The organism is Mesorhizobium sp. M0938 (assembly GCF_040319125.1).
In the GTDB taxonomy this organism is placed as follows: domain Bacteria; phylum Pseudomonadota; class Alphaproteobacteria; order Rhizobiales; family Rhizobiaceae; genus Mesorhizobium; species Mesorhizobium robiniae.
Map to the genome: position 1 here is coordinate 323995 of NZ_JAMYNS010000004.1, position 21154 is coordinate 345148.

A 21154-nucleotide genomic window follows, 5' to 3' on the forward strand; every position below is an offset into this window, starting at 1 on the left:
CACTGCCGCCTGTAAAGCGGAATGGCCGGCTAGACCATGATCGCGAAAAGCGAAAAGCGGTTTTCCGAAAAGATCATGGTCAAACAAGAAGAGGTCCGGCCCAACCGCATGTTGCGGCTGTCAATAGAGCCCGCCACCGCCGGACTGGATGGCCTGGTTGGCCTGAGGCGACAGCGATCCGCCGGAGGCCTTGCTGTCCGCATCCATGCCGATCACCCAATAGCTGTCGGCGGGGCCGGTGCCCGGCTTGAAGGCTTCGATAAAGGCGCCGGCGTCGCCTGGGTTGGCCCGCATGCCGGTCTTGCGATTGATGGCGATCAGCTTCATGCCTTCGGGGACCTTGAAATCGACGTTGGGCGTGCCGTCCAGCGCCACGCGCATGAAGTCCTTGAAGATCGGCGCGGCGAGGCCGCCGCCGGTCGCGCCCTTGCCAAGACCTTTCGGCTGATCGTAGCCCATGTAAAGCCCGACAACGAGATTGGGCGTGTAGCCGATGAACCAGGTATCCTTCTCGTCGTTTGTCGTTCCGGTCTTGCCGGCGATGTGGCGGCCGAGTTCGGCGACGGTGGCGCCGGTACCGCGCTCGACGACGCCCTCCATCATCGAGGTGATCTGATAGGCGGTCATCGGATCGAGCACCTGCTCGGAATTGTCGACCAGTTCCGGCTCAGGCTGGTTCTGCCATTCGGCGGCGTTGCAGTTTTCGCAGCCGCGTTCGTCCTGCCTGTACACCGTCTTGCCGTAGCGATCCTGGATGCGGTCGATCAGCGTCGGCTTGATCGACTTGCCGCCGTTGGCCATGATCGAATAAGCCGACACCATGCGCATCACGGTCGTCTCGCCCGACCCCAGCGCCATCGGCAGATATTGCGCCAGACGATCATAGACGCCGAAGCGCTCGGCATATTCAGCGACCAGCTTCATGCCCATGTCGTTGGCAAGGCGCACAGTCATCAGATTGCGCGACCTCTCGATGCCGGACCGCAAGGTCGCCGGGCCAGCTGTCCTTCCATCGTAGTTCTTCGGCGTCCAGGTCGTGTTGCCGCTCTTGATGGTGATCGGCCCGTCCATGATCACCGAAGCCGGCGTATAGCCATTGTCGAGGGCGGCCGCATAGACGATCGGCTTGAACGACGAACCCGGCTGCCGCATGGCCTGCGTGGCACGGTTGAATTCGGATTGCGCGTAGGAGAACCCGCCGACCATGGCCAGAACACGGCCGGTATGCGGATCCATGGCGATCAAGCCGCCTTCCACTTCGGGCGCCTGGCGCAGGATATAGGCCCCGTCCGTACCCTCTTTCTTCTGCACGAAGATGACGTCGCCCGGCTTCAGCACATCCGCCGGCGACTTGGCCTTGACGGTCTTGCCGTCGACTACATGACGCATGGCGAAGCTCATGTCCTCGCGGCTGACGGTGCCTTCGATGCGATCCTTGACGAGTTCGCCCGAGATCTGCCGCGTCGGCCGAAGGCCGATGGACAGGCCGCTCTCAGAGCTGTCGAGCACGACGGCGAGCGACCATTCGGGCACGTCGTCAAGTCCCTTGACTTCGCTCAAAGGCACGCCCCAGTCGCCGGATACGCTGATGGTCTTCACCGGCCCGCGATAGCCGCGCAGCGTATCGAACTTCATCAGGCCGTTCTGCATGGCTTTGCGGGCGATGAGCTGCATCTTGGGATCGAGCGTCGTGCGGACGGACAGGCCACCCTCGTAGAGTGCATTCTCGCCGTAGCGTGCGCTGATCTGGCGACGCACTTCCTCGGTGAAGTATTCGCCGGCGAACAGATAAGTGCCGGTCCGGCGCGGTGTGACGCCGAGCGGCTCGGCTTTGGCCTTCGCGCCTTCCTCCTGCGTGACGTAGCTGTTGTCGACCATCTGGTCGATGACCCAGTTGCGGCGTTCGATGGCACGGTCGGCATATTTAAAGGGATGATAGTTGGAGGGTCCCTTCGGCAAAGCCGCCAGATAGGCAGCCTCCGCCACGGTGAGTTCATTCACCGCCTTGTCGAAATAGGTAAGTGCCGCGCCGGCAACGCCATAGGCACCAAGCCCGAAGAAAATCTCGTTGAGGTAGAGTTCGAGAATGCGGTCCTTCGAATAGGCCTGCTCGATGCGGAAGGCGAGGATCATCTCCTTGATCTTGCGCTCGTAGGTCTGGTCCGAGGACAACAGGAAGTTTTTCGCCACCTGCTGGGTGATCGTCGAAGCGCCGACCTGGCGCTTGCCCGAGCCGAAATTCTGCAGATTGACCATGATTGCGCGGCCAAGGCCGGTCATATCGATGCCGGGATGATTGTAGAAGTTCTTGTCCTCGGCAGACAGGAAGGCCGCCTTGACACGATCCGGCACCGCCTGGATCGGCAAATACAGACGCCGCTCGCGCGCATATTCGGCCATCAGCGCACCATCGGACGCGTGGATGCGGGTCGTCACCGGCGGTTCATACTTGGCCAAGACCTCGTAGTCGGGCAGATCCTTAGACAAGTGGCTGATATAGATCGCCACGCCCGCCGCGACCAAAAGGGCCAACGCCGTGCCGATGCCGAAAAAATAGCCAATGAGACGAATCATGCCCGCTCCAGTCCTTGGTTCGGGAATCTCCTAAACGAAGCCGCCTTTCGCGCAAGCTTTCGAGACGATCCCGACCGGTAATCGAAAACCCATGTCGCCACCATGTGGGTAAAATACGGCAGCATGGGATTTCGGCTTCGAATGGCGGAAATAAAAGCGCCGGGTGTTGTCGTCGTGCAACGCTGCCTGTGGTTGTGGGCGACGGCGGGCATCTCAGCCTCCGGTTCCTGCTCCGGCCCTGGCTGAAGCGAACAGAGCGATGGCATTGGTTATGCTCTGGGCTGCCTTGCCGCGCCAATCCGGGCTGAGCAGTTGCGCCTCGTCCTTGGCGTTCGAGAGATAGCCGAGTTCGACGAGCACGGAGGGGACATCCGGCGCCTTCAACACCTTGAAGCTGGCCGAACGCTGCGGATTGTTGATCAGGCCGACGCTGGTGGAAAGCTGGCCGACCAAAGTGTGGGCGAAACTCATCGAAAAGCTGTGCGTCTCGCGGCGGATCAGGTCGATCAGGATGTCGGTCACTTCCTTGTTGTCGTCCTTGATTTCCATGCCGGCGAATTGGTCGGAAAGGTTTTCACGGTCGGCAAGCGCCTGCGCCTCGGGATCGGAAGCCTTATCGGAGACCGTGTAGACGGTTGCGCCGCGAATGCCTTTGACCCTGATCGTGTCGGCGTGGATCGAAATGAGCAGATCGGCCTCGTGCTGGCGGGCGATGCGCACGCGATCGTCCAGCCGCAGGAATTGGTCCGTCTCGCGTGTCAGGAACACGTCATATTTGTCGGCTGCCGCAAGCCTGGCGCGCAGTTCGTTGGCGAAGGCCAGCGTGACGTCCTTCTCGACCGTGCCGTTCATGCCCTCGGCGCCGCCGTCGATGCCGCCATGGCCTGGATCGATGACGACGGTGAAGCGATGGCCTGGATTGGAGACCGGCCCGGTGCCGATCCTGCCGCCCTTGTCGGAGGAAACCGTCGAGCCCGTGGTCAGCGCCTGATTGGCAAGAGCAGCGTCGAATTCCCGCGCGGACGCCGCCGACATGTCGATGGCGATGCGGTAACCGGTGCCGTCTTCATTCTTGAGCACGTCGAGCCTGTCGACGGCGAACGGCCCCTTGCCGGTGAGAATCAGCCGCGATACCCCCTCGCCGAGATCGCCGTAGCGCACGCCCCTGACCAAGCCGCGCGCTTTCAGATCCTTGGCTTTGATGGCAAATTTCGTGCTTGGCAGGTCGATGACCAGACGGTGGGGACCGCGCAGCAGGAACCATTTGACGTCGGGCTCGCGGTCGAAATTCATGACGATGCGCATCTTGGTGGCGTCGCCCGCCATTTTGTAGCTCGTCGCAGCAAGCGACGCCTCGGCAGCAAAGGAAACCGGCGAAAAGGCCAGGCAAGCGATAACCAGCAACAGCAGGCAAGCAACGGGCAAGCAGGCAGCGTAGAAGAAAATGCCTCCGGCACGACTGCCCTTGTGCGTGAAGACTGCCAGTCCCATCTTTATTCCAGTCGCTCCGGTTTGGCGCCAGGCGCCCAATCTTGCTTGTCGGAGTGTCGGCGTCTTGTCGAAATGCCGGTTAGGCCGTGAACTCGATTAACGATTGGTATCCAGAGAAGGTTAACCAAGCCTTTTCATCCAAAGGCTTAAAGCGTGCTTCCGTTGCGGAACTGCTTTTTGCCGGCATCGGAAATCGGGGTTGCCTTCCAACCCGCCAAATCATAAAAGCGATGGTGGATCACTGCAATCCTGGAACCGTCCTTCTCCGCAGCTTCCTGCTACAGGTCAGATGAACGACGGCTCCTTTCGCTTCAGGCGAAAAAGGCATCAGGTGGTCGCGACGAATTTCGCAGGTGCGAGCCCGTGGCGGGGGAAACGCCTGCGTGAGGAAAACGGCCGGGATTGTCCCGCGCCGGCTCTGTACGAGCAAACAAGCTGGTCCGGTTTTTCCGGGCTTTGGTTCAAAAAGGTTCTGCTGGTTACGATGGCTTCAAGCGCAATCATGGAAAGGTCCGCAGCAAACCGCGCCATTATGGCTGCGGGCGGCACCGTCATGGCGCTCAGGCCGCGGCCGGCGGACGTTCAATTGCCCGGCACCCATGTTCATCCACACTCACAGCGGCGGGCTTTGCCCCGCAAGCTGCGGCTGACGGCTGCCGGGGGGAAACGAAATAATGCCCAACAAGATGCTGATAGACGCCTCCCACCCGGAGGAAACACGTGTTGTCGTCGTTCGCGGTAACCGTATTGAAGAATTCGACTTTGAATCCCAGGACAAGAAGCAGCTCAAAGGAAATATCTACCTCGCCCGCGTAACCCGCGTCGAACCCTCGCTTCAGGCAGCCTTTGTCGAATATGGCGGCAACCGTCACGGTTTCCTCGCCTTCAGTGAAATTCATCCCGATTACTACCAGATTCCGGTCGCCGACCGTCAGGCGCTGCTGCGCGCGGAAGCGCAGGAGGCCGAAGACGAGGACGACGAGGACGGCGAAGGCGACGACCGCCAGAGCCGCGATCGCGGCCGGCGCGGACGCCGGCGCGGCGGCAAGAGCCGCGACCGCGGCGAACACAAGCGTGATGCAGGTGCGGCCGACGAGGATTCTGCCGGTTCTGCCGATTCCCCCGATTCCAATGAGAGCGGCGAACTCAACGAGAACGGCGGCGATGCGCTCGCGGAGAGCGGCGATGCCGTTTCCGAAAATGCGAACACTGCATCCGAGACTTCCGAACATCGCGAGGATATCGCCAGTCACGGTGAAGCCAGCCATAGCGAGGCGCATCATGATGAGACGTCTCATGATGAAACTGGGCCTTCCGAAGGCGGTCCAAACTCCATCGCCGCCAGCATCGAAGCGGATGTAATTTCCGAAGCCGTGCCGCAGCCGGACTCGGTCGGCGAAGCCACGTCCACCGACAACGATCGCGGCATGCTTGAAGAGGTGCATTCCTCCCATTCGGATGACCACGAGGTCGAATCGGTCGGCGCCGAGGATGCTCTGGAAGAAGCGCGCAACCGCCGCAAGCCGGTGCGCCGCCAATACAAGATCCAGGAAGTGATCAAGCGCCGGCAGATCCTTCTGGTGCAGGTCGTCAAGGAAGAACGCGGCAACAAGGGTGCGGCGCTCACCACCTACCTGTCGCTCGCCGGCCGCTATTCGGTGCTGATGCCCAACACGGCGCGCGGCGGCGGCATTTCGCGCAAGATCACCAACGCACAGGACCGCAAGCGCTTGAAAGAGGTCGTCGCCGACCTCGAAGTGCCGCAGGGCATGGGGGTCATCCTGCGTACGGCCGGCGAAAGCCGCACCAAGGCCGAGATCAAGCGCGATTACGAATATCTGATGCGGCTTTGGGAAAACGTCCGCAATCTGACGCTGCAGTCCACGGCCCCTGCCCTGGTCTACGAGGAAGGCAGCCTGATCAAGCGCTCGGTGCGCGACCTCTACAACAAGGACATCGACGAGATCCTGGTCTCCGGCGAAGAAGGCTATCGCGAGGCCAAGGACTTCATGCGCATGCTGATGCCGAGCCACGCCAAGGTGGTGCAGCCGTTCCGCGACACCACGCCGATCTTCGTGCGCAACGGCATCGAGGCGCAGCTCGACCGCATGCTGCAGCCGCAGGTGACGCTGAAGAGCGGCGGCTACATCATTATCAACCAGACCGAAGCGCTGGTCGCCATCGACGTCAACTCGGGCCGCTCCACCAAGGAGCACTCGATCGAGGACACAGCGCTTCACACCAATCTGGAGGCGGCCGAGGAAGTCGCGCGGCAGCTGAGGCTACGCGATCTCGCCGGCCTGATCGTCATCGACTTCATCGACATGGAGGAGAACCGCAACAATCGCTCCGTCGAGAAGCGGCTGAAGGATCATCTCAAGAACGATCGCGCCCGCATCCAGGTCGGCCGCATCTCGCATTTCGGCCTGATGGAGATGTCGCGCCAGCGCATCCGTGCCAGCGTGCTGGAATCGACCATGAAGCCTTGCCCGCATTGCGGCGGCACCGGCCATGTCAGGTCCGATTCGTCTGTCGCGCTGATGGTGGTGCGGGCGATCGAGGAATTCCTGCTCAAGGATTCGCGCAGCCACATCACGGTGCGGACGCCGGCGGCGACCGCGCTCTACGTGCTCAACCACAAGCGCGGCACGCTGGTGGAACTCGAAAGCCGCTTCGGCCTGACCATCACCGTCGAAGCCGACGATACGGTCGGCGCCCAGCATTATGCGATCTTCCGCGGCGCGCTGGCGGAAAAGCCTGAAGGCTTCGTTGAGATGCGCACCTTGCCCGCCTATGTCGAGCCGGAAGAGCCTGCGGACGAAATCGTCATTGACGAGGAGGACGAGGCTGTTGCACCGGCGGAGCAACCGCGCCAAGCCCAGCAGCCGCAGCAGCCAAGGCCAAGCGAGGACGGCGAAGGCCGCGACCGCAAGCGCCGCAAGCGCCGGAGACGGCGCGGTGGCAAGGATCGCGACCGCGAGCATGGCGCCCCAGTGGAAGGTGCGCCCCTCTCGGCCACTGCCGATGGCGTGTCCGAAGCCACGGACGATGAAGGCGCCGAAGCGGCCCACGAAGAGCAGGTCGGCGTCACCGAGGCCGTGGAAGCGTCGGATGACGGTCAAGGGCCGGACGACGGTCAGGGCAAGAAGCGCCGGCGCGGCAAGCGTGGCGGCAAGCGCAATCGCCGTGAAGACGGCGAAGGCGAGATCGAGGCAGGCACTGCCGAGGCGGCTGACGGCCTCGCAGGCGAAGTCCCGGATGCTGTGGCCGTCTCCAGCGGGCCGCTAGCCGCAACGCCGGTTGAAGAGCCGGCGGATCTTGCTCCGGCCAACGACGACGTGCCGAGCGCCGAGAAGCCGAAGAAGCCACGCCGCGCTGCCAAGCCGAAGAAGGCCGCGGCGGACGTCGTCGCCGAGGCGCCGCCTGCCGAAGACTCCGCCGAGGCTCCCGCAGCTGTTTCCGAAGAAACAGCCGTGGCCGCCCTCGACGAAAAGCCGAAGGTCCGCCCATCGCGACGCAAGCCTGTACCGGTAGATGCTCCGGTTGAGCCTATCGTGTCCTCGACCGTTGCCGATGAGGCAAAGACCGAGGACAAGCCGAAGCGTGCCGGCTGGTGGCAGAAGAAAGGTTTCTTTTAAGCTTTTCAGTTGCTTAGTATGATCTCTTAATCAAATTAATCCCGCGCCGTCCAAAGACGGCGCGGGATTTCTCTTGTTCGGCGTTTCCGTGAAACGATGAACCGCTCTATGGCGCGAAGACCGACCAGTTCATCATCTTCGCCAGCCGTTCCAGCGCGACCGAGCCCAGCCTGGAATTGCCGTTGGCGTTGAGGCCGGGGGACCATACGGCAAGTGACGCCACGCCCGGCACGATCGCCAAGATGCCGCCGCCGACGCCGCTCTTGCCGGGAATGCCGACGCGGAAGGCGAAATCACCTGAGCCGTCATAGTGACCGCAGGTCAGCATCATCGCGCCAATGCGGCGGGCGCGCTCGGCAGACACGACGGAATGGCCGGTCGCTGGGTTGTTACCACCATTGGCGAGGAAGCGACCGGCCACAGCCAATTGCCGGCAGCTCATGGCGATGGCGCAATGGTGGAAATAGACGCCTAGCGCCAAATCCGGCGCGTGGTTGAGATTGCCGAATGATTTCATGTAGTTGGCAAGCGCTAAATTGCGAAAGCCGGTAGCGCGTTCCGAAGCGGCGACCTCGCGGTCGATGATAATGGTCTCGTCGTCGGCCAGGAACTGGATGAAGCGCAGGATCTCGCCGATCGCCTCGCGCGGCTGATGGCCGGCGAGCAGAATGTCGGAAATGACGATGGCGCCGGCATTGATGAACGGATTGCGCGGAATGCCGTTCTCATGCTCGAGCTGGACGATCGAGTTGAACGGATTGCCCGAAGGCTCGCGTCCGACGCGCTGCCACAGCGCATCGCCGACATTGCCGAGCGCCAAAGTCAGCGTGAACACCTTGGAAATGCTCTGGATCGAAAACGGCTCATCGGCGTCGCCCGCCACCAGCACGCGACCGTCATTGGTCACGGCGGCAATGCCGAACTTCTTCGGGTCGACCTTGCCGAGTTGCGGAATGTAGGTCGCGACGTCGCCGCGATCCGTGCGCTCCGCCATCTCGGCGGCAATTTCGGTCAAAGCCTGTTCGAGTTCCGGCATTGGCGCTACTTCAGCCAGCGTTCGATGCGCATCATCGCCTCGGCCATCTCATCGTGGCTGCCGGCATAGGAAAAGCGCATGGTTCGATGGCCTTGAAGCGGATCGAAATCACGGCCGGGCGTCGCCGCGACATGCGCCTCGGCCAGCATTTTGCGCGCGAAGGCCATGCTGTCGTTGGTGTGCCTGGTGACATCGCAGAAGGCGTAGAAGGCGCCGTCCATCGGTGCGGCCAGCGTGAAGCCGAGTTCGGGTAGCCGTTTCATCAAAAGCTCGCGATTCCAAGCGTAGCGCGCCTTCACCGCCTCAAGCTCCTGCGTCGCCTCGAACGCCTCGATCGCGGCGATCTGAGACAGTTCCGGCGGCGAGATGTAGAGGCTCTGGGCGATGCGCTCAACCGGCCGCACCAATTGTTCCGGCAGCACCATCCAGCCGATGCGCCAACCGGTCATGCAGTAATATTTCGAGAAGGAATTGATCACCGTGACATCGGGGTCATAGGCAAGCGCTGTGGTGTCCGGCGCAGCGTAAGCCAGCCGGTGATAGATCTCGTCGGAGATCACGGCGATGCCGAGCTCTTTCGCCGTCGTCACCAGCGCCGACAGCTCGTCGGCCGGTATGATCGCGCCGGTCGGGTTGGCCGGGCTGGCGAACAACACGCCCTTCAGCTGCTTTTCGCGATGCGCGGCTTTCAGATGTCCGGCGTGGAGATAGGCATCACCGTTGAGCTCGATCTCGACGATCTCGATGCCGAGCGTCGCCATGATATTGCGATAGGCCGGATAGCCGGGTGCGCCGATGGCGACACGGTCGCCTGGATCAAACATCGCCAGAAAGGCCAGGTTGAAGGCGGCCGACGATCCGGTGGTGACGGCGATCCGGCTTGGCGAGACGTCAAGCCCGTAGTGGTCGGCATAATGCTGCGCGATCGCCTCGCGCAGGCCCGCAAGGCCCAACGCATCGGTGTAGCCGATGCGCCCCATTTTCAACGCGTTCCTCGCCGCTTCCCTGACACCGGCCGGCGCCGGATCGGACGGCTGGCCTACGGCCATGGAAACAACCGGTACGCCCTTGGCCTTTAGCCGATTCGCTTCCGCCAGAATGTCCATGGCGTGGAACGGCTCGACTTCGCCGCGACGCGAAAGCGATACAACCATTTGACTTCATTCCTTATCAGCCCCTGGGGTCGGCCCTTTGGGGGTCGGCTTTGGGTTGACCTTGCCGGCTGCCGGCGCCGAGCTTTGGTGTCCAGCGCCGCACAAATGCCCGATTGATGTGAGGATCACAAGTTCAGTAAAGTTTCAGCGCCGACTTTTCATCCTTCGCCCGCTCGTCTACCAGTGGACCTGCCATGTTGAGCCGACCCAAATCGACGATTGCCAGGGCATCGCGCGTCTTCGCCACGTTTTCGCTTGCCGCGACCGTCGCTGTGACCAGCACGGTCAGCGCCTTCGCGCAAAACGTGCCGGTGGTGCGAGATGCCGAGATCGAAGCGCTGGTGCGCGACTATGCGCGGCCGATCTTCAAGGCCGCGGGCCTGCCGGAAGACGGCGTCGACATCGTGCTGGTCAATGACCAGAGTTTTAATGCCTTCGTTGCCGGACCTCGCCTGTTCATCAACACCGGCGCCCTGATGTCGGCGGAGACACCCAACGAGATCATCGGCGTCATCGCCCACGAAGCCGGCCACATTGCCGGCGGGCACCAGCAGAAATTGCGCAACCAGCTCGAACGCGCCAAGACAATGGCCATTATCGCGACGCTGCTTGGCGCCGGTGCCATCGTCGCCGGCGCCACCTCCAAAAGCCGAGGCCTTGCCGGCGCCGGCATGGGAGTTGCGGCTGGCGGCGGCGAGATGGCGCAGCGCAGTATTCTCGCCTATCAGCGCACCGAAGAAATGACCGCCGACCGCTCGGCGATAACCTATCTCAATGCCACAGGCCAGTCAGGCATGGGCATGCTGAAGACCTTCGGTCGCTTCCAGAGTGCGCTCTCGCTGTCGGGAGCGCAGGTCGATCCCTACCGGATCAGCCATCCGCTGCCGCGGGAACGCATCGCCAATCTCGAAGTGCTGGTCAAGCAGAGCCCCTATGTCGACAAAATCAATCCGCCGGCATTGCAGCAGCGGCACGACATGATGCGCATCAAGATCGCCGCCTACATGGAAGGTCAGGCCGCCGCATCGCGGCTGATGCGCAAGAACCCGGGCAGCCTCGCCTCGCAATATGGCGATGCGCAAACGGCCTATCTCTACGGCAATCTGGCCAAGGCGCTGGCCAAGACCAACGCGCTGATCAAGGCACAGCCGAAGAACCCCTATTTCCAGGAGTTGCGCGGCGACATCTTGATGAAGGCGAACAAGCCGAGGGATGCCGCCGAAGCCTTCGCCAAGGCGGTCAGCCTCGATCCGGCGCGATCCGGGCTGCTGCCGGTCTCCTACGGCCAGGCGCTGATGGCCGTCGGCACGCCCGATTCCCTGGAGAAAGCAGTGGTGCAGATCAACAAAGGCCTCGGGCGCGACCGGGAAAACGCGGTCGGATACCGCTATCTGGCGCAGGCTTATGGCGAGCTCGGCAAAATCCCGGCCGCGGACCTTGCGACCGCGGAAGGCCATTTCTATTCCGGCGCCTACAAGGATGCCAAAATCTTCGCAATGCGTGCGCAGATGAAAATGAGACGCGGCGAGCCGGGCTGGATCCGCGCTCAGGACATCATAAACTACGCACCGTCAGGCAAGAAAAAGTGAACATTCCGGCCGTGCGCGGCGACATATAGTGGATCAATCGGGTCACACCAATCGGGCCGGAACCAGGCGAAGGATTTAGGGACCATGAACAAGGGAATTCTGCTGGGCACCACCGGAGTGGCGGTCGCTCTCGCCATGCTGGGTTTCGGGTTCGTGACCGGAAGCCCGCAAACGGCAAACGCCGATACCGCGCAGATCGCCCAGACGGCGCCCGCCGACACCAAGATCGACCGGGCCGAAGTCGAGGGCATTATCCGCGACTATCTCCTGAAGAACCCGGAAGTGCTGTTGGAGGCTCAGGAAGCGCTCGAGGCCAAGCAAAAGGAGGCGCAGCGCGTCGCCAGTCTCGCCATCATCCAAAATGCCAAGGACCAGATCTTCAACTCGGCCTTCGACGGCGTCGTCGGCAATCCGAACGGCAAGGTCACCATCGTCGAGTTCTACGATTACAATTGCGGCTACTGCAAACGCGCCATGGAGGACATGCAGACGCTGACGACAGCCGATTCGGACCTGCGCTTCGTGCTCAAGGAGTTCCCGATCCTAGGCCCGGATTCGCAGAAGGCGAGCGTCGTCTCGATGGCCTTCCACCTGATGATGCCGGAGAAATACGGAGCGTTCCACAACGCGCTGCTCGGCGCCCAGGGACGCGCCACCGAAGCGGCGGCCATCAAGGTAGCGCTTTCGCTCGGCGCCGACGAGGCGACGCTGCGCGAGAAGATGAAGGACCCGTCGATCGCCGAGGCCCTTTCCAAGACCTATGACCTTGCCAACAAGCTGGCCATCACCGGAACGCCCTCCTATGTGGTCGGCAATGAGGTGGTGTTCGGGGCGCTCGGGCAAGAAGTATTGGCGGAGAAGATCGAGGCGGCCAAGGCCGCACTCTGATCGACCGCTGGTTTTCGGCGCAGGCGATTTTCCGCCTGTTGTGGACAGCGAAAGAACCCACTTGCGCTCTTTTCGCAGGCGTCTAAGCCCATTATAGAGGCCCAGTGCGCCGGCTGATGCCGGCGCTGATGTGGTGGATTTGAAGTTCCTGCTCCTTTCGTGGCACCGGCGTTCAGGAACTTCAAATCCACCACATCACAAATGTATAAATTGCCAGTGTGGCTAGCCACACTGGGAAAGGTCGGCGTTTTGAAAACGGTTTTCGTCTTGAACGGTCCCAACCTCAACGCGCTCGGCAAGCGCGAGCCGGGCATCTATGGCGGCAAGACGCTTGCCGCGATCGCCGACGATTGCAAACAGGCAGGCGCGACACTTGGGCTCGAGATCGATTTCCGTCAGTCGAACCATGAGGGCGACCTCGTCGACTGGATCCAGGAAGCCGCCGACAAGGCTGTCGGCATCGTCATCAATCCAGGCGCCTACAGCCACACCTCGATCGCAATTCACGATGCCATCCGCTCCATAGCGCCGTTGCCCGTCGTCGAAGTTCATCTCTCCAACATCCATGCGCGGGAATCATTTCGCCACGTCTCCATGGTCTCGCCGGTCGCCGTCGGCGTGATCTGCGGGTTCGGGCCGCTCGGCTACACGCTGGCGCTGCAGGCGGTGGCCGCACGCCTATGACCGGCCAACAAACAGAAGGCTCGAAAATGTCGATAAAGAAGAACGGTGTTGACCAGCAGCTTATTCGCGATCTGGCGGGCATACTGAACGACACCAACCTCACCGAGATCGAGGTCGAGCTGGGCGATTTGAAGGTGCGCGTGTCGCGACAGGCGCCGGCCGTCCATGCGGTCGCCGCACCGCAGCCCGTCTATGCGCCGCCGGCAGCGCAGCCGGCGGCCGCAACCGCGCCGGCAGCGGCCGAGATATCCAAGAACGCGGTCGCCTCGCCCATGGTCGGCACCGCCTACCTGGCGCCGTCGCCCGACGCCAAGGCGTTCATCGAGGTCGGCCAGCAGGTCAAGGAAGGCCAGACGCTGCTGATCATCGAAGCGATGAAGACGATGAACCAGATCCCCTCGCCCCGCGCCGGCACGGTGACGGCGATCCTGTTCGAGGATGCGCAGCCGGTCGAATATGGCATGCCGCTCGTCGTGATCGAATAGAGCCGGGAACAGCCGAAACATGTTCCAGAAAATCCTCATCGCCAATCGCGGCGAAATCGCACTGAGGGTGCTGCGCGCCTGCAAGGAGCTCGGTATCCAGACCGTAGTGGTGCATTCGACCGCCGATGCCGATGCCATGCATGTCCGGCTCGCCGACGAGAGCGTCTGCATCGGGCCGCCGCCGTCGCGCGACAGCTATCTCAACATCCACCAGATCGTCGCAGCCTGCGAGATCACCGGCGCCGACGCTGTGCATCCAGGCTACGGCTTCCTGTCGGAGAATGCCAAATTCGCCGATATCCTCGCCGCCCACAACATCACCTTCATCGGCCCGTCCGGCGACCACATCCGCATCATGGGCGACAAGATCGAGGCAAAGCGCACCGCAAAGCGCCTTGGGATTCCGGTGGTGCCCGGCTCCGACGGCGCGGTCACCGAGGAAAAGGAAGCCAGACGCATCGCCGCCGAGATCGGCTATCCCGTGATCATCAAGGCGTCGGCCGGCGGCGGCGGACGCGGCATGAAGGTGGCGCGTAGCGAGGCCGATCTTGAAGTCGCGCTGCAGACGGCGCGCTCGGAAGCCGGGGCCGCTTTTGGCGACGACGCCGTCTACATCGAGAAATATCTCGAAAAGCCGCGCCACATCGAGGTGCAGGTGTTCGGCGACGGCGCCGGCCGCGGCGTGCATTTCGGCGAACGCGACTGTTCGCTGCAGCGCCGTCACCAGAAGGTCTGGGAAGAAGCGCCCTCGCCGGCGCTCAATGCCGAGGAGCGTGCGCATATCGGCGGCGTCTGCGCCAAGGCGATCGCCGATCTCGGCTACTCCGGCGCCGGCACCATCGAATTCCTCTACGAGAACGGCGAATTCTACTTCATCGAGATGAACACGCGCCTGCAGGTCGAGCATCCGGTGACGGAGGCGATCACCGGCATCGACCTCGTGCATGAGCAGATCCGCGTCGCCTCGGGCGGCGGGCTTTCGGTGCGCCAGGAAGATATCCGCTTTCAGGGCCACGCCATCGAATGCCGCATCAATGCCGAGGATCCGCGCACCTTCACCCCGTCACCCGGCACGATCACCCATTTCCACACGCCGGGCGGCCTCGGCATCCGCGTCGATTCCGGCGTCTATTCCGGCTACAAGATCCCGCCTTATTACGACAGCCTGATCGGCAAGCTGATCGTGCATGGCCGCAACCGGGTCGAATGCATGATGCGGCTGCGGCGGGCGCTTGACGAATTCGTCGTCGACGGCATCAAGACGACGCTGCCGCTGTTTCGTGATCTCGTCGGCAATGCCGATATCGCCAATGGCGAGTATGACATCCACTGGCTGGAAAAATATCTGGCCAAAGAGGATTAGGTCGCGAACTTATAGATTATGATGCCGCGATGACCCGTCCTTACGCGCCAGGCTATCGCATCCCGACCGACCTGTTGCTCAAGGCCTACGCCTCGGGCGTCTTTCCGATGGCCGAAAGTGCCACCGATCCCGAAGTGTTCTGGGTGCGGCCGGAGACGCGCGGCATCATCCCGCTCGATGGTTTTCACACACCAAAGAGCCTGAGCAAGGCGATCCGGAAAAAGCAGTTCGACATCCGTTTCGATTTCGACTTCGAGGCGACCATCGATGGCTGCGCCGAGAGGCGCGAAGAACGTCGGTCGACCTGGATCAATGCGCCGATCCGCGAGGCCTATGTCGAACTTCATCGGATGGGTCATTGCCATTCGGTTGAAGCCTGGCGCGAGGACCGGCTGGTCGGCGGCCTCTATGGCGTGTCGCTCGGCCGGGTGTTCTTCGGCGAAAGCATGTTCGCCAGGGAAACCGACGCGTCGAAGATCTGCCTTGTGCATCTGGTCGAGCGCCTGAAGGAACGCCACTTTGCGCTGCTCGACACGCAGTTCACCACCGACCACCTCAAACGCTTCGGGGCGGTCGACGTCCCCAGGGGCAAGTACGAGAAGATGCTGGCTGACGCGCTGAAGGGCGAAGCGGTCTTCTTTCCCTGACGACCCGTCTTTCCCTGACGACCGTCCAGTCAGTCTTTTGCCGCAACTTCCAGCGGCGTCTGTGCGTGGAACATCATCTTCCAGCCATTGACGCGATGGACATAGCCGGTGCTGACCAGCGCCGCATAAGGCTCGCCATTCTCGCGAGTGGCATGGGCCTCATAGGTCAGCATGACAATGTCGCTACCCGGCTCGATGATGCCCTTGAGGTCGATGTCGAGATCGCGCCAGCGGTTCGGGTCCGTCGCGGTTTCGGCCAGATCGGCGTTGCTCATCGCCTGCGCCATCTGTGGGAACGCCACCAGGCATTCGGTGTCGGCATTGGCTTTGAAATAGGCTGCGTCGCCGGTCCAGAACCCTTTTTCGAGTTCGAGAAGTTCGCCTTTGTTGGCCATCATGGGAACGTCCTCCGCACGTGCCCTAACGCGCGGCTGGCAGGGCAGTTCCGAAAGGACGCAGCGCTCTAATTGGTTTTGGCCGCGTCGGGTGCCGGCACGTCCGACTTCTGCTTGCAGCCCTTCAGCCAGACGTCGTAGACGGCGTGCTCGACGGCATTGAGGCCGGGACTTTCGGCAAACATCCAGCCGGTGAAGATGCGGCGGATCTTGCGATCCAGCGTGATTTCGTCGACTTCGACGAAGGAATCGGTCTTCGGCTCTTCGGTTTGCGGCCGCGAATAGCAGATGCGCGGCGTTACCTGCAAAGCACCGAACTGCACCGTTTCGTCGATATAGACATCGAAGGTGATGATGCGGCCGGTGATCTTGTCGATGCCGGCAAATTCGGCGACGGGATTGGTGATGCGTTCTGGTGCCGCCGGCGTCGCCGGCGCCACGGTCGCATCCGGTTCCACTGTCGCATCCGGGTCCACTGGCGCCTCCGGCTCCATCGGCGCCCCCGGTTCCATTGGCGGCTCCAGTTCCATCGGTGCCCCCGGTTCCACTGGCGCCTCCAGCGTCTGTGCGGCGGCGATGGCGCAAGCGACAAAAGCGGCGACCGCCGTCAGTCCGCCCATCGAAATTCGGCTGAAAATGCTCATGCAAGGATCCGGTGGTTTGCGCCCGGGGTGATTCTGTCGCGCCCAAGGCTAGTCGCTGCTGTCAGATCGGCAAGCAGCTAAACGCCAATTGTGGCGATAAAGGACCGAACCGCGCCTGGCGAGCGGTTACGACCCCGGCGTCCAGGCGTCGTAATCGCCGGTCACCTGCGGGCGGTGCTGATTGCTGAGTATGGAGCCCTTGGGGCGATAGGCCGCGGCACTTCCGGTGAGGTTCGGCTGATGCGGCTTCTGCCAGTCGCGTGGCTTGTAGGTGTCGCTCGGCGGCGCGGCATCGACGCGGTGATGCATCCAGCCATGCCAACCGGGCGGAATCATCGAGGCTTCCGAATAGTCGCGATAGATGACCCAGCGGCGGGTGCGGCCTTCCGAATCGACGCCGCCCTCGTAGTAGACGTTGCCAGCCTCGTCCTGCCCGACTTTCTTGCCATGCCGCCAGGTATGGAAGCGCGTTCCCAGCGTCTGGCTGTTCCACCATGTGAAAAACTGCAGAAGGAAAGTCTTCATCCAAATCCTCGTGACAAGCTCTCGCGGCGGCGACACCTGTTTCCTGCTTATGGCGTCAGGCCCTCGCCAAGGCAAGAGTTTTGCCGCACCAGCCGCTCAAATGGTTGTCAGAACCCGATGCAGGCCTTTGCGCTGCCGAGGGTGCCTTGCCAAGACTGCCTCGTCTTTCTAAAGCTCTGCGCATCCTATGCAGATACCAGCCTGATTGACGGTTGAGGGAGGTAAAGATGGCCCCGGACGCATCCGACCCTGAGCTGCGGATCAGTGCCAGCTCCATCCGCCTGCGCAAGGGCGGCGTGCCGGTCGTCTGCCTCACCGCCTATACCTACCCCGTCGCGCGCCTGCTCGACGATCATGTCGACCTGCTTCTGGTCGGCGACAGCGTCGCCATGGTTCTCCATGGCCACAAGACCACGCTGGGCGCCTCGCTGGAGATGATGATCGCCCATGGCCAAGCCGTAATGCGGGGTTCAGCCAGGGCCTGCGTGGTGGTCGACATGCCGGCCGGAAGCTACGAGGCAACGCCGCGCCAAGCCGTTGCCTCGGCGCGGCGGATCGTTGGCGAAACCGGTTGCCAGGCCGTCAAGCTGGAGGGCGGCGTCACAGTTGCCCGGCAGATCGCGGCGATCGTCGCCGCCGGCATTCCGGTCATGGGCCATATCGGATTGCTGCCGCAATCGGTGGAAAGCGACGGCGGCTACAGGATCAAGGGCCGCAGCGACGAGAATGTGGCAGCACTTTTTCGCGATGCGGACGCTGTGGAAAAGGCCGGCGCGTTTTCCGTGGTCATCGAAGGCACCGTCGAGACCGTCGCCGCCGACCTCACCCGGCACATTTCCATTCCAACCATCGGCATCGGCGCCAGCGGCGACTGCGACGGCCAGATCCTGGTCATCGACGACATGGTCGGCCTGACTGTCGACCGCGTGCCGAAATTCGTCAAGCAATATGCCGACCTGCGCAGCGCCATATCGCATGCGGCAGCCAGCTATGCAGCGGAGGTGCGAAGTCGGACTTTTCCCGGCCCGGGCCACGTCTTTTCCGCCGCAGCCGACAAGAACAAAGCATGAGCCGGCCCCGCGTCGTCGACAGCGTCGCCACCCTTCGCGGGCAAATCCGTGACTGGCGCCGCGATGGTTTCAGCGTTGCCATGGTGCCGACCATGGGTGCGTTGCATGACGGCCATATCTCGCTGGTGGAGATCGCGCTGGCAAAGGCCGATCGCTGTGTGGTTTCGATCTTCGTCAACCCGACGCAGTTCGCGCCGAGCGAAGACCTCGACAAATATCCGCGCCAGCTCGCCCGCGATCTCGACCGGCTCGCCGAAGCCGGCGCACAACTCGTCTTCACCCCTGATGTTGCGGAGATGTATCCGGCCGGCTTCGCCACAAAGATCTCGGTCGGCGGACCAGCCGCCGGGCTGGAATCGGATTTCCGGCCGACCTTCTTCGACGGCGTCGCGACGGTCGTGGCTAAGCTCTTACTGCAGGCGTTGCCCGATTACGCGGTCTTCGGTGAAAAAGACTACCAGCAGCTTTGCGTTGTCAGGCAGCTCTGCCGCGACCTCGATCTGCCGGTGGAAATCGTCGGCGCGCCAACGGTACGCGACGCGCATGGCCTCGCCATGTCGTCACGCAACGCCTATCTCGGCCAAGCCGAGCTCGAGGTGGCGCGCCAGCTCAACGTCATTTTGCGCCGGGCAGCAGTGGCACTTGCGGCAGGCAGCGACGAAGGCAGCGCAACCGCCGAGGCCAGCCGCGCGCTTGTCGAGGCCGGCTTCGACAAAGTCGACTATGTCGCAGCGCGCGAGAGCCGGACCCTCGCCCCCTGGCGGCCAAACCGTGACGGCCGCCTGCTCGCAGCCGCTTGGCTGGGCAAGACCCGGCTGATCGACAATGTGGAAGTTCCCTCCACCTAAAGCGCGACGCGACTAAGGAATTCGCGGCCTCATTTCCAAAATCCGCAGCACCAGGCCGACTTCGTTACAATTCGGCCAAAATCATGGTGCGGTCCTGCGCGCTCCAGGAGCGCTGCATCAGCTCGGCTGGAATGACAATGATTTCTGGCGCGGATCCTCAATCTTGATACCGGCACATGTCGAGCGGCTGCTCCCCTATCTGTTTCTGCTTGCATTGATCTGCATTGCGGTCGCCTTCCGGCCGCTTCTGCCTGTCGATGAAACACGATATCTCAGCGTCACCTGGGAGATGTATCTGAGCGGGCAGATCTTCGTTCCGACGATGAATTTCGCGCCCTATCTGCAAAAGCCGCCGCTGCTGTTCTGGCTTATCGATCTGGCCTGGAACATTTTCGGCGCAAGCCGGATTGCGGCGATGCTCGTTATCTTCGTTTCGTCGTCGCTCGTCATCTGGCTGACGACGCGTCTGGCAAAAACCCTCTTTCCCGAACGCGACGACATTGTAAGCCGAGTCCCCTGGCTGGTCGCGGGAAGCACCATCTTCGTCGTTTATTCGACACTGATCCTGTTCGACATGCTGCTGACGGTCTTCGTGCTCGCCGCACTTTTGTCGTTGCTTGCCTTTGCCAGGAGCGGCAACCGCCGGCACGCGGTCCTAGCGGGATTGTTCATCGGACTGGGTGTTTTGACGAAAGGTCCGGTGGTGCTCATCCATGTCGGCGCCCCCATCCTGCTCTATCCGCTCTGGCGCGATCGGCAAGCCGGGCTGGCGACGCCGAAATTCTTCGCCGGGGCCGGTCTGGCAATTCTCGCTGCATTGATCCCAGTGGCGATCTGGTTGGTGCCTGCGACGATCCTGACGAAAGGCGACTTCGTCTACGACCTTGTCTGGAACCAATCGGCAGGGCGTGTCACCGGCAATCTGCACAACTCCCACGGCCGGCCGTTCTATTTCTATGTCGTGCTGATGCCGATCATGCTTTTACCGTGGATCTTCATACCCGAAACATGGCGGCTGAAGCTGGGCGCCCGCATACGTGGCTTGATCGACACGAGGTCGCCGGACCTGCGCGCGTTGCGCCTGCTGTCGTTCTCGTTCGTCGCGGTTTTACTGGTTTTCAGCGCGATATCCGGCAAGCAGCCTCACTATATGGTGCCGGTGTTGCCATTTGTGGCCATCCTGTTCGGGTACTTCATGGCGGAAATCCCACTAATGCGGCTCAGAAACTCGGCCTTCGTCCTGCTTGCCATTTTCGGCGTCGGCCATGCCGTAGCATCAGTGACGGTTTTCAAGCGCGAGGACCTCATGCCGCTGGCCAACTTCATCGACGCGCGAAAGGATGCGGACTGGGCTGTCGCCTTCGATTACCAGGACGAGGTCGGCTTCCTTGCCCGGTTGCAGAAGCCGTTTGAGAGCACCGACAATCCCGAGGAATGGCTTCGCTCCCATCCTGGCGGCTATGTCGTCGACAAATCCAAGGACCCTTTGATGTCGGAGCAAGCTGCTTTCCGCGCTCGCGTGGAACGGGGCTATCTTGTCGTCCTCAAGGAAGGACATTGACGGCGTGGCTACCGCAACCGACCGGCGCTGCCAGTGCACGCAACCGACTGCGACGTGTGCGGCAGAGAAATCTATCCGATCGTCTTCTCGAAAATCAGCGCTGGCAACCCTGAACCGCCGCCGCAGTCAGCGGTGGTGCCGGCGGGCAAAAACCCTTTCGAGCGGTAGAAGGCGACGGCCGGAGCGTTTGCCTCTTCCACTTCGACACGCAGCGTTCGCGCCTCCGGAAAGCTGGCTTCGACCTCTTCCAGCAACACCTGGCCGATGCCTTGCCTCTGGCAGGCCGGATGCACGTACAGCTGGTTCAGCATGACGATTTTCGCGTCCGTGGTGGCTGCGGCAAAAGCCATGCCGCCGATCCGCTTGCCGTCGTCCGCGACCAGGAATTCGGAATTCGGCCGCGTCAGCCGCGCTCTGAGCGAGGCGATCGAATGCCATTCATCAGTGATCTCGGTGACTTTGTCAGCGCCATAGATGCTGTCATAGGTGGCGTGCCAGGTTTCGACCAGCAACGCGCGGACCGCGGCAAGATCGCGCTCGCCAGCGGTGCGGACGAACATCA

Annotated in this window: 18 protein-coding genes; 10 read left to right on the forward strand and 8 right to left on the reverse strand. The window is 62.3% G+C overall.

The annotated features are described in order from the left end of the window. Positions 1 to 120: 120 nt before the first annotated feature. Both NKH73_RS09240 and NKH73_RS09245 read right to left on the reverse strand, forming a co-directional pair. The gene (locus NKH73_RS09240) at positions 121 to 2574 is read right to left on the reverse strand and encodes a penicillin-binding protein 1A (protein WP_352930500.1); all 2454 of its coding nucleotides are present in this window, start codon (positions 2572 to 2574) and stop codon (positions 121 to 123) included. A 213-nt stretch (positions 2575 to 2787) separates the two neighbouring features. After that, positions 2788 to 4065 (reverse strand): N-acetylmuramoyl-L-alanine amidase, encoded by a 1278-nt coding sequence (locus NKH73_RS09245; RefSeq protein ID WP_352930502.1) that lies wholly within the window; start codon positions 4063 to 4065, stop codon positions 2788 to 2790. Between the two features lie 674 nt (positions 4066 to 4739). Between NKH73_RS09245 and NKH73_RS09250 the strand changes: the two genes are divergently transcribed. Further along, the gene (locus tag NKH73_RS09250; protein ID WP_352930504.1) at positions 4740 to 7703 is read left to right on the forward strand and encodes an Rne/Rng family ribonuclease; all 2964 of its coding nucleotides are present in this window, start codon (positions 4740 to 4742) and stop codon (positions 7701 to 7703) included. Between the two features lie 106 nt (positions 7704 to 7809). On the opposite strand, the gene NKH73_RS09255 is transcribed toward NKH73_RS09250, so the two are convergent. Both NKH73_RS09255 and NKH73_RS09260 read right to left on the reverse strand, forming a co-directional pair. Beyond that, a complete protein-coding gene (locus NKH73_RS09255; RefSeq protein WP_352930506.1) occupies positions 7810 to 8739 on the reverse strand; it encodes a glutaminase in 930 nt (309 codons plus the stop codon). Between the two features lie 5 nt (positions 8740 to 8744). Beyond that, a complete protein-coding gene (locus NKH73_RS09260; protein WP_352930508.1) occupies positions 8745 to 9893 on the reverse strand; it encodes a pyridoxal phosphate-dependent aminotransferase in 1149 nt (382 codons plus the stop codon). A 194-nt stretch (positions 9894 to 10087) separates the two neighbouring features. Between NKH73_RS09260 and NKH73_RS09265 the strand changes: the two genes are divergently transcribed. From NKH73_RS09265 to aat, 6 genes are all read left to right on the forward strand, one after another. Then, positions 10088 to 11482: a M48 family metalloprotease gene (locus tag NKH73_RS09265; RefSeq protein WP_352930510.1), complete on the forward strand. Its 1395-nt coding sequence runs from the start codon at positions 10088 to 10090 to the stop codon at positions 11480 to 11482. Between the two features lie 84 nt (positions 11483 to 11566). Then, positions 11567 to 12370 (forward strand): DsbA family protein, encoded by an 804-nt coding sequence (locus tag NKH73_RS09270; protein ID WP_352930512.1) that lies wholly within the window; start codon positions 11567 to 11569, stop codon positions 12368 to 12370. Positions 12371 to 12619: 249 nt separating this feature from the next. Beyond that, entirely contained in the window at positions 12620 to 13054 is a 435-nt protein-coding gene (gene aroQ, locus NKH73_RS09275) for a type II 3-dehydroquinate dehydratase (RefSeq protein WP_352930514.1), read from the forward strand. Between the two features lie 26 nt (positions 13055 to 13080). Beyond that, positions 13081 to 13539, forward strand: coding sequence for an acetyl-CoA carboxylase biotin carboxyl carrier protein (accB, locus tag NKH73_RS09280; protein WP_352930516.1), 459 nt, complete (start codon positions 13081 to 13083; stop codon positions 13537 to 13539). 19 nt (positions 13540 to 13558) lie between these two features. Next, complete coding sequence (gene accC, locus NKH73_RS09285; protein ID WP_352930518.1) at positions 13559 to 14902, forward strand: acetyl-CoA carboxylase biotin carboxylase subunit; 1344 nt, start codon at positions 13559 to 13561, stop codon at positions 14900 to 14902. A 29-nt stretch (positions 14903 to 14931) separates the two neighbouring features. Beyond that, complete coding sequence (gene aat, locus NKH73_RS09290) at positions 14932 to 15549, forward strand: leucyl/phenylalanyl-tRNA--protein transferase (RefSeq protein WP_352930520.1); 618 nt, start codon at positions 14932 to 14934, stop codon at positions 15547 to 15549. 29 nt (positions 15550 to 15578) lie between these two features. On the opposite strand, the gene NKH73_RS09295 is transcribed toward aat, so the two are convergent. The 3 genes from NKH73_RS09295 to NKH73_RS09305 form a co-directional block, all read right to left on the reverse strand. Continuing rightward, complete coding sequence (locus tag NKH73_RS09295; RefSeq protein ID WP_095489491.1) at positions 15579 to 15947, reverse strand: hypothetical protein; 369 nt, start codon at positions 15945 to 15947, stop codon at positions 15579 to 15581. A 65-nt stretch (positions 15948 to 16012) separates the two neighbouring features. Beyond that, entirely contained in the window at positions 16013 to 16588 is a 576-nt protein-coding gene (locus NKH73_RS09300; protein WP_502893872.1) for a DUF2155 domain-containing protein, read from the reverse strand. A 126-nt stretch (positions 16589 to 16714) separates the two neighbouring features. Next, a complete protein-coding gene (locus NKH73_RS09305; protein ID WP_352930523.1) occupies positions 16715 to 17113 on the reverse strand; it encodes an NADH:ubiquinone oxidoreductase subunit NDUFA12 in 399 nt (132 codons plus the stop codon). 227 nt (positions 17114 to 17340) lie between these two features. Between NKH73_RS09305 and panB the strand changes: the two genes are divergently transcribed. From panB to NKH73_RS09320, 3 genes are all read left to right on the forward strand, one after another. Further along, positions 17341 to 18183, forward strand: coding sequence for a 3-methyl-2-oxobutanoate hydroxymethyltransferase (gene panB, locus NKH73_RS09310; protein ID WP_352930525.1), 843 nt, complete (start codon positions 17341 to 17343; stop codon positions 18181 to 18183). Further along, a complete protein-coding gene (gene panC, locus NKH73_RS09315; RefSeq protein ID WP_352930527.1) occupies positions 18180 to 19031 on the forward strand; it encodes a pantoate--beta-alanine ligase in 852 nt (283 codons plus the stop codon). Before panB ends, panC begins: the two co-directional genes overlap by 4 nt. A gap of 163 nt (positions 19032 to 19194) precedes the next feature. After that, the gene (locus NKH73_RS09320) at positions 19195 to 20592 is read left to right on the forward strand and encodes an ArnT family glycosyltransferase (RefSeq protein ID WP_352930529.1); all 1398 of its coding nucleotides are present in this window, start codon (positions 19195 to 19197) and stop codon (positions 20590 to 20592) included. A gap of 71 nt (positions 20593 to 20663) precedes the next feature. Here NKH73_RS09320 and NKH73_RS09325 read toward each other — a convergent pair whose 3' ends face one another. Further along, on the reverse strand, positions 20664 to 21152 hold the full coding sequence (locus tag NKH73_RS09325; RefSeq protein WP_352930765.1) for a GNAT family N-acetyltransferase: 489 nt from the start codon (positions 21150 to 21152) through the stop codon (positions 20664 to 20666). Positions 21153 to 21154 lie beyond the last annotated feature (2 nt).

What these genes read in the sequence shown, in the direction of transcription:
- NKH73_RS09240 (WP_352930500.1), bottom strand. Translation starts at nt 2,574, where the DNA reads ATGATTCGTCTCATTGGCTATTTTTTCGGCATCGGCACGGCGTTGGCC.
- NKH73_RS09245 (WP_352930502.1), bottom strand. Translation starts at nt 4,065, where the DNA reads ATGGGACTGGCAGTCTTCACGCACAAGGGCAGTCGTGCCGGAGGCATT.
- NKH73_RS09250 (WP_352930504.1), top strand. Translation starts at nt 4,740, where the DNA reads ATGCCCAACAAGATGCTGATAGACGCCTCCCACCCGGAGGAAACACGT.
- NKH73_RS09255 (WP_352930506.1), bottom strand. Translation starts at nt 8,739, where the DNA reads ATGCCGGAACTCGAACAGGCTTTGACCGAAATTGCCGCCGAGATGGCG.
- NKH73_RS09260 (WP_352930508.1), bottom strand. Translation starts at nt 9,893, where the DNA reads ATGGTTGTATCGCTTTCGCGTCGCGGCGAAGTCGAGCCGTTCCACGCC.
- NKH73_RS09265 (WP_352930510.1), top strand. Translation starts at nt 10,088, where the DNA reads ATGTTGAGCCGACCCAAATCGACGATTGCCAGGGCATCGCGCGTCTTC.
- NKH73_RS09270 (WP_352930512.1), top strand. Translation starts at nt 11,567, where the DNA reads ATGAACAAGGGAATTCTGCTGGGCACCACCGGAGTGGCGGTCGCTCTC.
- accB (WP_352930516.1), top strand. Translation starts at nt 13,081, where the DNA reads ATGTCGATAAAGAAGAACGGTGTTGACCAGCAGCTTATTCGCGATCTG.
- accC (WP_352930518.1), top strand. Translation starts at nt 13,559, where the DNA reads ATGTTCCAGAAAATCCTCATCGCCAATCGCGGCGAAATCGCACTGAGG.
- aat (WP_352930520.1), top strand. Translation starts at nt 14,932, where the DNA reads ATGACCCGTCCTTACGCGCCAGGCTATCGCATCCCGACCGACCTGTTG.
- NKH73_RS09295 (WP_095489491.1), bottom strand. Translation starts at nt 15,947, where the DNA reads ATGATGGCCAACAAAGGCGAACTTCTCGAACTCGAAAAAGGGTTCTGG.
- NKH73_RS09300 (WP_502893872.1), bottom strand. Translation starts at nt 16,588, where the DNA reads ATGAGCATTTTCAGCCGAATTTCGATGGGCGGACTGACGGCGGTCGCC.
- NKH73_RS09305 (WP_352930523.1), bottom strand. Translation starts at nt 17,113, where the DNA reads ATGAAGACTTTCCTTCTGCAGTTTTTCACATGGTGGAACAGCCAGACG.
- panB (WP_352930525.1), top strand. Translation starts at nt 17,341, where the DNA reads ATGGCCCCGGACGCATCCGACCCTGAGCTGCGGATCAGTGCCAGCTCC.
- panC (WP_352930527.1), top strand. Translation starts at nt 18,180, where the DNA reads ATGAGCCGGCCCCGCGTCGTCGACAGCGTCGCCACCCTTCGCGGGCAA.
- NKH73_RS09325 (WP_352930765.1), bottom strand. Translation starts at nt 21,152, where the DNA reads ATGTTCGTCCGCACCGCTGGCGAGCGCGATCTTGCCGCGGTCCGCGCG.